This is a genomic window from Armatimonadota bacterium, from assembly GCA_031460175.1.
In the GTDB taxonomy this organism is placed as follows: Bacteria; Sysuimicrobiota; Sysuimicrobiia; order Sysuimicrobiales; family Sysuimicrobiaceae; genus Sysuimicrobium; species Sysuimicrobium tengchongense.
In genome coordinates, this window is record JAVKGW010000002.1 from 57,182 (window position 1) to 69,285 (window position 12,104).

Below are 12,104 nucleotides of genomic sequence, written 5' to 3' on the forward strand. Positions count from 1 at the left end.
GTCTTCGATCCGCCTCCGGGCGTTTGGGGGCCGTCTACCCCCCTACGCCATTGTCCCAGAGGAGAGCAAGCCCGAAAGAGGTTCGCCCGTGTATGCCCGATCCAGGAGCTCGAAGGTGTGCAGGACCGGGAGAGGTCTGCGCAGAGCCCGGAGGTGTGCCCGAAGCTGGACCATGCACCCGATGTTCCCCGTGACCACCGCCTCTGCGCCGGTGTCGAGAAGACTCCGTGCCTTCCGCCGGCCCAGCTCCGCGGCGAGGGCGGGGTGTTCCAGGTTGTAGATGCCCGCGGACCCACAGCAGACCTCCGCGTCCGCGGGCTCCAGGATCTCCAAGTTGCCCACGCGGGCCAGCAGGCGTCGGGGCTCTTCCCGAACCCCCTGCGCGTGGAGCAGGTGGCAGGCGTCGTGGTAGGCCACCCGCACGGGCCGTGGAAGCGGGGGGGGCGGGCTGAATCCGATCTCCCACAGAAACGCGCTGACGTCCCGTACCCGGGCGGCGAGCGCCGTCGCCCGTTCCGCCTCGGGATCCCCGGCGAACAGCAGTCCGTACTCCCGCATGGCGGATCCGCACCCCGCGGCGTTCGTAACCACCGCGTCCACGTCTTCCGGGAAGGCCCGGAGGTTGCGCCGCGCGAGGCGGCGGGCGAGCGCTCCGAAGCCCGTGTGCAGGGCCAAGGCGCCGCAGCATCCCTGCCCTCTCGGAACCACCACCTCCACCCCGTTGCGGCTCAGCACGCGAACCGTGGCTTGGTTGATCTGCGGAGCCAGCACCTGCTGGACGCAGCCCGCGAGGAGCGCCACCCGCGCCCGGGGCTTCCCCTGCGCCGGGATCACGGCGGCAAGGGGGTCTGCCCGCGGAAGGCGCCGGGGAAGGAGCTCCAGCATGGCCCGGGGTCGGTCTGGAAGGACCTTCCGGAAGGGCCGCGCCAGGGCTCCGATCCGCACCGCCATCCGGAACCGTCCCGGAAAGGGCAGGATGCCCATCACGAGTCCCCGCAGGAGACGCTCCACAAGCGGGCGGCGATGCCTGCGCTCCGTGAGCTCCCGGAACGGCGTAATGAGCTCCGCGTACCGTACGCCCGACGGACAGGCGGTCTCGCAGCCCAGACACCCCAAACACCGATCCACATACGGCAGAACCTCCCCCCACCGAAGCCGGCCTTCCAGCGCCTCCTTCATCAGGAAGATCCGGCCCCTGGGCGAGTCCATCTCCTCGCCGAGGACCCGGTAGGTGGGGCAGGCGGGGAGACAGAACCCGCAGTGCACGCACGCTTCCACCGCGCGCGCCATTCTCGCGCCCACGGCACCGTACCGCTCCACGGGGATGGTGTGCTGCACTAGCGAACCCCGAACTTCCCCTGAGGGTCCAGGGCCTGCCTCACCCGCCGGGCGAAGGCCTCGCCCCCCCACTCCCCGAGCACCGGCCGCCCGGGCGGACCCAGCACACAGAGGCCCGCAAGGCCCAGCTCCACGAGCGTCCGATGGAGGAGGGCCAGGTCCAGGGGCCAGGCGACCCACGCACAGTTCCCGCCCACGCTGTAGCGTCGGAGGGCGCCCGCGCGGGCCAGCCGCTCCTCGAGGCCTGCAAGGCGCCGGGGAGTGACCGGCACCTTCACCAACGCATGCCCGGCCGGGACCCACGAGAACTCCCGTACTCCCTCCCACAGGGCTCGCTCTTCCTCTCCCCGCAGCACCTCCACCGGTCCTCCCAGAAACGCCACAAGTCGCCTCGTCCTCGCCTCCAGGGATTCCTCCCGTCCTCCCAGGCGTACCCAGAGGATCCCCGGAGGCTCCAGGTCCACCGCCTCCAGGTCGAACCCGCTCGTGTTCAACCGCAGGAGGCCCCGCAGCGCTTCTTCAACCCGCGCGTACGTCACCCGGAGCGTGGCGTGGGCCCGGGGCGCGGGGAAGACCTTGAAGGTAAGTTCCACCAGCACGCCCAGCTGGCCGAGGCTTCCCACCATGAGTTTGGGAAGATCAAACCCCGCGGCGTTCTTCACCACCTTCCCCCCGCCCCGCACCACGGCTCCGGTGCCGTCTACGAACCGTACGCCCAGCACGAAGTCCCGCACCCCGCCGTACCGGTAGCGCCGTGGACCGCTGAGGCCGCTCGCCACCGTACCTCCTAGCGTCGCACCGGCATCCCGGAAGGGGGGATCGAAGGGGAGGAATTGCCCGTGACGGGTGAGGAGATCCTCCACCTCCCGCACGGGAGTACCCGCCCATGCGGTGAAGGTGAACTCCGCGGGGTCGTACTCCAACACGCCGGAGAGCCGGGAGAGGTCGAGCACGGTCGTCTCGGAGGCAGGCGTGGAGAGGGCAGGCTTCGTCCCGCCGCCGCGGGGGAGGACGAAGCGCCGCTCCCGGACGATCTCCTGAACCTCTGTCACCGTGCTCGGCCGTACCAGTTCCCCGACCGGGCTCATGCCCCCACTGTAGCAGCCACGGGCTCCGGCGGGAACATCTTGCCCGGGTTTGCGAGCCCCCGTGGATCCATGACACGCCGCAGCCGGCGCATGACGGCGAGATCCGCCTCCGCGAACATCTCCGGCAGGAACTTCCGCTTCTCCACCCCCACCCCGTGCTCGCCCGTGATGGACCCCCCGAGGCGCACGCACATCCGCAGGATCTCCCCGGCCAGCGCCTCCGCCCGCTCCAGTTCCCCGGGCTTTCGTCCGTCGTACAGGATGAGAGGGTGGAGGTTGCCGTCCCCCGCATGGAAGACGTTGGCCACCCGCAGGCCGTAGGCGGCGCTCAGGCGCTCGATCTCCCGCAGGGCCTGCCCGAGCCTCGTCCGCGGCACCACCCCATCCTGCACCAGGTAGTCCGGACTGAGCCGCCCCACCGCGGAGAAGGCGCCCTTGCGTCCCTTCCAGATCCTCTGCCGCTCCCCCTCGTCCTTCGCGATCCGCACCTCCGTGGGCCCCGAGCTCCGGATCACCTCGAGCAGGTGCGTTAGCTCCGCCTCCACCTCCGGCTCCTCCCCCTCCACCTCCACGATGAGCACGGCCGCGGCATCCCGGGGATAGCCCGCGCCCACCGCGGCCTCCGCGGCCTCCAGGCTGAGCCGGTCCATGATCTCCATGGCCCCGGGCAATACCCCCGAGGCCACCACCCGGGCCACGGCCTCCCCCGCCTGCTCCAGGCTCCGATAGGCCGCGAGCACGGTGCGGTAGGCCTCCGGGCGGGGGAGCAGGCGCAGGGTGATCTCCAGGGCGATCCCAAAGAGTCCCTCTGAGCCCACGAAGATCCCCACGAGATCTGGCCCTACCCCCTCCAGGCTCTCGCCGCCGAACCGCACCACCTCCCCGTCCGCCAGCACCGCCTTGATGCCGAGTACGTGGTTCGCGGTCATCCCGTACTTGAGGCAGTGGGCCCCTCCGGAGTTGAAGGCCACGTTCCCCCCAATGGTGCACACCGCTTGACTGCTGGGATCCGGGGCATAGTACAGGCCGTAGGGGGCCGCGGCCCGGGAGACCTCGAGGTTCGGCACCCCCGGTTCCACCACCGCGATGCGCTCCTCCGGGTCCAGACGCAGGATCCGGTTCAGCCGGTTGAGGGCGATGACGATTCCCCCCTCCACGGGGAGGCTGCCCCCGGATAGGCTCGTGCCGCTCCCCCGGGCCACGAACGGGACGCCCTCCCGGAAACACCACCGCACGGTGGCGATCACCTCATCCTGCGTCTCGGGCAGCACCACCGCGCGCGGCCGGACCCGAAAGCCCGTGAGGGCGTCGGACTCGTACGGTGCCAGTTCCGCAGGTGCGGTAAGGATCCGCTCCCGCGGATAGATGCTCCGCAGGCCCTCCAGGAGATCCTGAGCCCGTCTCATTCCAGGCGGTCGTAGGCCAGGAGCGTCAGGAATTCCGTGAACTCCTCCGCCAGCACCAGACGATCCAATAGCTCCGCGGCCTCATGGAGGACAGAAGGATCCGCCCGCTCCGAGCCCAGCCGGGCCACCTCCTTCTCCCGCTCGGACCGGTACCGCTCCGGGGTCACCGGTTTCCCGTCCTCCATCTTGGCACGGTGGTGGATCCATTGCCACAGTTGTGCCCGGCAGATCTCCGCGGTGGCGGTGTCCTCCATGAGGTTGTAGATGGCCACCGCCCCCGTACCCTGGAGCCAGGCCTCCAGGTACTGCAACGCCACGCTCACATTGTTCCACAATCCCTGTTCCGTGATGCGGCCCCCCGGCACCCGAAAGTCCAGGAGATCCTGCGCGGTGACCCGCACATCCTCCCGCAGCACGTGCTTCTGGTGCGGGCGGTCCCCCAGTACCCGGTCGAAGGGCTCCCGGGCGATGGGCACGAGGTCCGGATGGGCCACCCAGGTGCCGTCAAAGCCCTGCCCCGATTCCCGCTCCTTGTCCTCCCGGACCTTCGCGAAGGCGGTCTCGTTGACCCGGGGATCCTTGCGGCTGGGCACGAAGGCCGCCATCCCGCCGATGGCGTGCGCGCCCCGACGGTGGCAGGTACGCACCAGCAGCTCCGTGTACGCGTGCATGAAGGGCACGGTCATGGTCACCTGGGCCCGATCCGGAAGCACGAACTCCGGGCGGTGCCGGAACTTCTTGATCACGCTGAAGATGTAGTCCCAGCGACCCGCGTTGAGGCCCGAGGCATGGTCCCGAAGCTCCCACAGGATCTCGTCCATCTCGAAGGCTGCAAGGATGGTCTCGATGAGCACGGTGGCCCGGATGGTGCCCCGGGGGATCCCCAAGCGGTCCTGCGCGAAGTTGAAGACCTCGTTCCACAGCCGGGCTTCGAGGTGACTTTCCAGCTTGGGGAGGTAGAAGTAGGGGCCTGTACCGCGCTCCAGGAGCTCCCGGGCGTTGTGGAAGAAGTAGAGACCGAAGTCGAAGAGGCTGGCGGAGATGGGCTCCCCGTCTACCCGCACGTGCCGCTCCACCAAGTGCCATCCCCGCGGGCGCACCAGCAGGGTCGCGGTCCGGTCCGCCAGCCGGTAGGTCTTGCCTTCCGGGCTTACGTACTCGATGGTGCGCCGTACCGCGTCCATAAGGTTCTTCTGCCCCGAGATCACGTTGGCCCAGGTGGGGGAGAGGGCATCCTCGAAATCCGCCATGAACACCTGGGCACCGGAGTTGAGGGCGTTGATCATCATCTTCCGGTCCACGGGGCCCGTGATCTCCACCCGCCGGTCCTGGAGGTCCGGGGGCGCGGGGGCCACCGTCCACTCCGACTCCCGGATGTGCCGGGTCTCGGGGAGGAAATCGGGCAGGACCCCGGCCGCGAGTTCCCGCTGGCGCTCCTTTCGCCGATCCAGCAGGGCCTTGCGGGTCCCGTTGAACTCCCGGTGCAGGGTCGCCACGAACTCCAGGGCCTGCGGGGTCAGAACCACAGCCTGGTCCGGTCCCGCGTCCTTGAGCACTTCCACGCCGCGCGCCGCGATGGCCATCTCCATCACCTCCGTTCTCGGGCAGGGTAGCCCCGGGCTTCAGGGATTGTCAATATACGGAAGTTTTTTCTACAATGTGGAAAACCATGAGCAGCCCGGAGCGCACCGTCCGTTCCCTCCTGCGAGGCCTACAGGTGCTGGAGATCCTGGCCCGGGACCCGGAGCTCAGCCTCACGGAGATCGCCCGCCGGGCGCACCTCCCCTTCAGCACCACGCACCGGCTCCTGGAGACCCTCTGCCGTCGCGGATTCGTGACCCAGCCGGAGGCGTCGGGTCGCTACCGCCTGGGCCTAAAGGCCTTCGAGGTGGGGATCGCATTCCTCGCGTCTCACCGGCTTCCCGAGGTGGCCCGCCCCGTGATGGTGGACCTGGTGAAGCACTTGAACGAGACCGCCAACCTGGCGGTGCGGGATGGCCGGGAGGCCGTCTACGTGCTGCAGGTGGAAAGCCCCCGGATGCTCAGGCTGTTCGCGCACCCGGGTGCCCGGCATCCCCTGTACTGCACGGGGGTGGGCAAAGTGCTGCTGGCATGGGAACCGGAGCCGGAAGTGCGGTCCCTGCTCGGTTCCGGTCCCCTTCCCCGCTACACGCCCAGGACCCTCACGGATCCGGAGGCGGTTTTGCAGGAGCTGCGGGCCGTGCGGGCACGGGGCTACGCGGTGGATCGGGAGGAGCGGGAGACGGGGGTGCGGTGCGTGGCGGCCCCGGTGCGGGATGCCACGGGAAGGGTGGTGGCGGCCCTCTCCGTCTCCGCACCCGCAACCCGCCTCCCGTACCGTCGGATCCCGGAGGTGGCCGGGGCCACTTTGGCGGCGGCTTCTCGGATCAGCAGGCTCCTGGGGTTTTCCGAAACACCGAAGGGGGATGGGAGGGGGCTCCAGGTATTTCAAGAAGACGGAGCGGTTAGGCCCGCTCCTTCAGATAGGCGGAGCGCAGGACGAGGGCGGAGACGCCGCCGAGAAGAGCCGGAATGATGGCCACCTGCTGGTATCCGATCCCGGAGAACCAACTCCCGAAAACTGGCGAGCCCACCCAGGCGCCGAGGTAAGCGACTACCAGATCGAGGGCCAGTTCAAAGGGCGCCGGCTTCTGCTTGCTGATGACCACCTTCGCCGCAGTCACCACGACGGCAATTGCAAGAAGAATGAGAAATGCAAAGAAGTCCTGGTAGACCATCGCTCATCCCCCCTTTTCACAGAGCCCCCTCCAGTTTCTAGTTTAGTTCGGCAGCGCTCAGGCTTTACCGGGGAGATTTCCGCTCGGTCTCCGATTTCTCCAGGACCTCCAGGGCGGCCTCCACGCCCGCTCCCGGAGGCATGCGAAAGCCCTCTTCCCGGAGGACGGCCTCCAGGGCCGACAGGAGCAGCAGGACGGTTCGGGGTTGGGCGTTGTAGCCCATGGTTCCGATGCGCCAGATGTGGTTCCGGAAGGATCCGAACCCCGCACCGATCTCGATGTCGAACTCCTCCAGCAGCCGGGCTCGCACCCGCTCGCCGTCCACCCCCTCCGGCACCCTTACCGTGGTGAGCACGGGGAGCCGGTATCCCTCCGCCGCGAAGAGCTCGAGGCCCATGGCCTGTAGTCCCGCCTGCAACGCCCGTCCGACCCGCTCGTGCCGGGCCCACCGGGCCTCCAGCCCTTCCTCCAGGAGGATGCGCAGGGCCTCGCGGAGGGCGTAGATCATGGTGGCGGACATGGTGTGGTGGTACCCGTTCCCGGACCAGTAGCCCCACAGCAGACCCAGGTCGAAGTAGTAGGACTGAACGGGCCGGCGCCGCCCCTGGATCTTCCGCACCGCCGCCTCGCTCAGGGTCACCGGGCTCATCCCGGGCGGAGCGCCCAGACACTTCTGCGTGCAGGCGAACACGGAATCCAACCCCGCCCGGTCCACCTCCAGGGGAACCCCGCCGAAGGAGGTCACGGCATCCACCACCAGGAGCGCCCCATGCATGCGGGCGATGTCCCGGATCTCCTCGAGGGGCTGCAGCACGCCGGTGGAGGTCTCCGCGTGCACCACTCCCACGATGCGGGGATGCACCTCCTGGGCCACGCGCGCTGCATCTTCCGGATCCACGGGCCTGCCCCACGGGGATTCCACCGTGGCCACCTCCGCCCCGCACCTGCGGAACACCTCCCGCATCCGGTCGCCGAAGTACCCTGCCACGCACACCAGGACCCGATCGCCCGGTTCCGTGAGGCTACTGGCCACCGCCTCCATCCCCGCGCTCCCCGTCCCGGAGACCGCGAAGGTCCACTCGTTGCGGGTCCGGTAGGCGGCCCGGAGGAGATCCGCTACCTCCGCGAGGGTGGAAAGGAACTGGGGATCCAGATGCCCCAGCACCGGTGTGCCGAGGGCCCGCAGGACGCGGGGGTGCACGTTGGCGGGCCCAGGGCCCATCAGCAATCGGTCCGCGGGTCGGAAATCGCCGATCTCCATGACTACCTCCATCCCGTGCGCGCTGCGAAGACCAGCAGCGCCAGCAGCGCGGCGTTCACGACATGGGCAAGATAGCACAACGGGCAGTGGGTGCGCAGCCGTCTCACCAGGGCCCAGGTCAGGTAGAGGCTCGCGAGCGTGGCTCCAGCGGCGCCTCCGAGGGCCACGTCGAGCCAGCGGCGGTCCCCGAACCGTCCCAGGAGGACTGCGGCGAACACGCCCGGATAGATCCCCAGGCCCACCACGCTGTTTGGGATCCCCAGGAGACGTGCTTCCGGAGCCTGCAGGATGGAAAAGCAGCGTCCCTCGTCCATCCGGCAGAACCGCGGGAGCCACCGGGGATTCGGGGGGAGGATCCGGTACTGCACCAGCACGAAGTACAGGCTATCGAGAAACCCGATCCCGCATAGCCCGCCCACGGCCGCTTCCCACCCGAGCCCCGTGCGCACTAGCTTCCCACCTCCCCGTGGAGGCCAGCGGCCTCCTGAGAAGCGAGAAGGGCCGGCACAGGCTCTGCGGCCCGCAGCTGCCGGGCCGCCTCCTCGGGGGGGACCACATTGATGTAGAAGCCCGTGCCCCACTCGAACCCGGCCACCTGGGTGAGCCTGGGCATGATCTCGATGTGCCAGTGGTAGAAGTGGCCGGGGAAGGCATCGTAGGGAGCGGTGTGCACGATGAAATTGTACGGGGGGTTCTCGAGGACCGTGTGGAGCTTCCAGAGGGTGGTCCGGAGGGCATCCGCGGCCTCCCACAGCTCCTCATCCCGGAGCTCCCCGAAGGAGGCCGCATGGCGTTTGGGGACCACCCACGTCTCGTACGGGAAGCGGGAGGCGTAGGGCTCGTAGGCCACGAAGCCCTCGTTCTCGTACACCACCCGATCCCCGGCCCGCTGCTCCGCGGCCAGCACGTCGCAATAAAGACAGCGAGCGCGGTCCGCGAAGTACTCCCGGGCCACCTCCAGCTCCTCCTCCGCCCGGCGGGGAAGAACTGGGAGGGCGATGAGCTGGGAGTGCGGGTGGGAGAGGCTTGCGCCCGCGCTGCGGCCGTGGTTGCGGAACAGCAGTGCGTACCGGAATCGGGGATCCCGGTCGAGGTCCAGGTACCGCTCCCGGTACACCCACAGCACCTTGGCCACCTGCTCTGGGGACATGAGGCCCAGGTGGGTGTCGTGTTCAGGGGTCTCGATGATCACCTCATGCGCGCCCACGCCGTCCATGTGCTCGAACAGCGGCGCACCGGTGGGTGCCAGTACCCCCTCGATCCGGAGGGCCGGGAACTTGTTGGGGACCACCCGCACCTCCCAACCGGGGGTATTAGGCGGAGAGCCCTCCGGTCGGAGGGCCAGGATCTCGGGCGGAGTCTCGGACTCCTTGCCCCAGCAGAAGGGACAGCGGTTTAGGTCCTGGACTTCCTCCTTGGGCCGGACGAAGTCCGTGGGGCGCGTGGCCCGATCCGTGGCGATGATCACCCACCGACCGGAGACGGCGTCCCGCCGCAGCTCAGGCACGCCTCTCACCTCTTCTTCGCACAAGCCCGCTCGTAGAGCTCCACGTACCGGCGCGCGGACCGGTTCCAGGAGAAATCGGCCTGCATCCCGACCTGCATCAGTGTACGCCAAAGCGTGGGGTTCCGGAACACGTCCAGGGCCCGACGGATGGCCTCCCACAGGGCATCCGGAGTGTACGCCTCGAACACGAACCCGTTGGCCTCCCCGCGGGAGATGGCCTCCGGCGTAGCGTCCACGATGCTGTCCGCGAGTCCTCCGGTGGCCCGCACGATGGGCACGGTTCCGTAACGGAGGCTGTACAGCTGGTTGAGGCCGGAAGGCTCGAATCGAGAAGGCATGAGGAAGATGTCGCAGCCTGCCTCGACGCGGTGGGCAAGTCCTTCGTCGAACCCGATGCGGACCCCTACCCTCCGAGGGTGCCGCCGGGCCGCCTCCGTGAAGGCGGCCTCGTACCGGGGGTCGCCGGTGCCCAGCAGCACGAACTGCGCGCCTGCCGCCACCATCCGGTCCAGGCACGCCCAGACGAGATCCAGCCCCTTCTGGTCCACGAGACGTGTGACCATGCCCAGGAGCGGCACGTGCGGATCCTCCGCCAGGCCGAACTCCGCCTGCAGGGCCAGCTTGCAGACGCGCTTTCCCGATAGATCCTCCGGCCCGTACCGCGCGGGAATGTAGGGGTCAACCTGCGGATCCCAGACCGAGTAATCCACCCCGTTCAGCACCCCGTACAGGTCCTGACCGCGCATCCGCAGCACGCCGTCGAGTCCGTACCCGAACTCCGGCGTCTGGATCTCCCGGGCATACGTCTCGCTCACGGTGTTGAGGAGGTCCGCAGACAGGAGCGCTCCCTTCATGAGGTTGATCGAGCCGTAGAACTCCAGGTGGGACCAGTAGACCTCCTCGGAAAGGCCGGTCACGGGGAGCTGATCCCGGGGAAAGATCCCCTGGTAGGCCAGGTTGTGGATGGTGAAGAGGGTGGCCGTGCGACGGAGGGCGGGATCTTCCCGCTCCACGGTGTCCATGTAGACGGGGAGGAGGGCCGCGTGCCAGTCGTGGCAATGGAAGACGTCCGGAATCCACCCGTACCCCCGGACCCAGTTCAGGGCAGCCCGGCAAAGGCAGGTGAACCGGGCGAGGTTGTCCTCATAGTCCCTCCCCCCCTCCCCGTAAATCCCGGGGCGGCCGTAGTAGCCCGGGTGATCCAGGAACCACACCGGGACCTTCCCCGCCAAGTTTCCCTCCCACACCTCCGCGGTCTCCGCCCGACCCCCGATGGATACCGAGACCTCCCCCACGCGGTTGAGCCCATGGCGGCTGGGATCCACCATGGCATATCGGGGTGTCAGGAGACGGACGTCCAAGCCCAGGTCATGTAGGGCGGGGGGGAGGGCTCCCGCCACATCCGCAAGCCCTCCGGTCTTCGCGAAGGGAACCACCTCGGCCACCACGAAGAGTACCCGCACGACCTCCTCCGGCTGGCTGGGCACTGCCTGGGATGATGCCACGGAGGGTCCTTCAGGGCAAGCCCGGGCAAGGAGATGGTCTGGCCCGTGGGAGACCACGGGAGAGCGAGATTTCTCGCGATTGAACGCGAATTTCCGGGTTTTTTGCACTTTTTGCTTGACAGAAGGCTCTGGATAGTACAAATTGCCCTTAGAAGGCCGGCGAGGGAAGTGACGGCCAACATCTCATGTCCGGCCCGGAAAACGGAACAGCTCCCCTTTGACCGGGACGTGCGGTTCCGGTCCGGGCGGAATTCTAAATTGTCGAAATTAACTCGTCCTTCTCTCCCGGTGGCAGTATAGAGCAAATTTCGTGCCAAACTGAACAGGTTCTCCGGAAGAGAAACTGGACGATGACCGAACGAAGGAGGGGGATGGGATGAATAAGTGGGGATAATGTTCGTAAATATCGAATATGTAACTTCGTAATCCGGTGAAATTCGAGTAAAAATACGAACAAAGAAAGGAGGGCAAGGAAATGAACAAGTGGGGAGTGTACGTGGTGCGGCTGGCTCTGGCCCTTTCCACCCTGGCGAGCCTGCTGGTGGCGGGTGGGGCTGGCGGTAAGTGGGGTTAGTTCCTCCGGCTCCTTGGAATTCTGAACGGACAAGGTGGGGCGGAAGTTGGAGCCTTCCCCTACCTTTCTTTTTGGCAAATTAATCCCCTAGCCCTCAACCAATGGCCCGAAACTTGCTTACCCGTTCCCCGGCGGAGAGAACAACTGTTGCCGGGTGGGTGATGAAGGCTTCGCTACGGATCTTTGTCGGCCTCTGCATCCTCGGCGGTGTCGCGGTGGTAGGGCAGGTGATTTACACCCTTGCCTCCACCAACAGCCCATACCGTCAGACTGACGCGGCTGCTCTCATGTTCTTAACGTTTCTGGGAATTCTCAGCGAACTCAAGCCAGTCCGGTACTATTTCGGCCCAGAAAATAGATCCGAAGTTACTCTTGGGCTTGCTGTATTCCTTCCTACACTCATGCTTTACGGGTGGCCGTTTGCAGTACTCGTCGCTATTCTTGCATCAGCTTCTACAGATTTGTACGATGGAAAACCCTGGCACAAGGTTGCTTTCAACGCTGCAAATTATGCCATAGCAACATGGTTTGCCGGACATGTTTACACATATGCAATGAGTAAGCATGTTTTTAGTGCAGCTTCTACTTTGGAAGAGATGCTTGGAGGTACTTTAAGTGGCTTAACCTTTTTCACAGTAAATATAGCTCTCCTTGGAATCGTATTAT

The 12,104-nt window shown here is 67.0% G+C and carries 10 protein-coding genes; 1 reads left to right on the forward strand and 9 read right to left on the reverse strand.

Annotated features, from left to right (window positions below; genetic code table 11):
* Window positions 1–42 precede the first annotated feature (42 nt).
* Genes QN206_03020 through aceB form a run of 4 tightly spaced genes read right to left on the reverse strand, consistent with a single transcriptional unit; the run spans window position 43 to window position 5,415 of the window.
* Window positions 43–1,338 carry a heterodisulfide reductase-related iron-sulfur binding cluster gene (locus QN206_03020; protein MDR7613775.1) on the reverse strand — a complete coding sequence of 432 codons (1,296 nt, stop codon included), beginning with the start codon at window positions 1,336–1,338 and terminating at the stop codon, window positions 43–45.
* Window positions 1,338–2,426: an FAD-binding protein gene (locus QN206_03025; protein ID MDR7613776.1), complete on the reverse strand. Its 1,089-nt coding sequence runs from the start codon at window positions 2,424–2,426 to the stop codon at window positions 1,338–1,340. The genes QN206_03020 and QN206_03025 overlap by 1 nt, the downstream gene beginning before the upstream one ends.
* On the reverse strand, window positions 2,423–3,832 hold the full coding sequence (locus tag QN206_03030; protein ID MDR7613777.1) for an FAD-linked oxidase C-terminal domain-containing protein: 1,410 nt from the start codon (window positions 3,830–3,832) through the stop codon (window positions 2,423–2,425). Before QN206_03030 ends, QN206_03025 begins: the two co-directional genes overlap by 4 nt.
* Window positions 3,829–5,415, reverse strand: coding sequence for a malate synthase A (gene aceB / locus QN206_03035; GenBank protein MDR7613778.1), 1,587 nt, complete (start codon window positions 5,413–5,415; stop codon window positions 3,829–3,831). The genes QN206_03030 and aceB overlap by 4 nt, the downstream gene beginning before the upstream one ends.
* A gap of 86 nt (window positions 5,416–5,501) precedes the next feature.
* Here aceB and QN206_03040 point away from each other — a divergent pair, with 86 nt between their 5' ends.
* Complete coding sequence (locus tag QN206_03040; GenBank protein MDR7613779.1) at window positions 5,502–6,389, forward strand: IclR family transcriptional regulator; 888 nt, start codon at window positions 5,502–5,504, stop codon at window positions 6,387–6,389.
* Here the strand turns inward: QN206_03040 and QN206_03045 are convergent.
* The 5 genes from QN206_03045 to glgA form a co-directional block, all read right to left on the reverse strand.
* Window positions 6,319–6,591: a hypothetical protein gene (locus QN206_03045; GenBank protein MDR7613780.1), complete on the reverse strand. Its 273-nt coding sequence runs from the start codon at window positions 6,589–6,591 to the stop codon at window positions 6,319–6,321. The genes QN206_03040 and QN206_03045 overlap by 71 nt on opposite strands.
* A gap of 64 nt (window positions 6,592–6,655) precedes the next feature.
* Window positions 6,656–7,852, reverse strand: coding sequence for an alanine--glyoxylate aminotransferase family protein (locus QN206_03050; GenBank protein MDR7613781.1), 1,197 nt, complete (start codon window positions 7,850–7,852; stop codon window positions 6,656–6,658).
* 2 nt (window positions 7,853–7,854) lie between these two features.
* The gene (locus QN206_03055; protein MDR7613782.1) at window positions 7,855–8,301 is read right to left on the reverse strand and encodes a vitamin K epoxide reductase family protein; all 447 of its coding nucleotides are present in this window, start codon (window positions 8,299–8,301) and stop codon (window positions 7,855–7,857) included.
* Window positions 8,301–9,359 carry a galactose-1-phosphate uridylyltransferase gene (gene galT, locus QN206_03060; protein MDR7613783.1) on the reverse strand — a complete coding sequence of 353 codons (1,059 nt, stop codon included), beginning with the start codon at window positions 9,357–9,359 and terminating at the stop codon, window positions 8,301–8,303. Before galT ends, QN206_03055 begins: the two co-directional genes overlap by 1 nt.
* Before the next feature lie 5 nt (window positions 9,360–9,364).
* Entirely contained in the window at window positions 9,365–10,822 is a 1,458-nt protein-coding gene (glgA, locus tag QN206_03065) for a glycogen synthase GlgA (GenBank protein ID MDR7613784.1), read from the reverse strand.
* Window positions 10,823–12,104 lie beyond the last annotated feature (1,282 nt).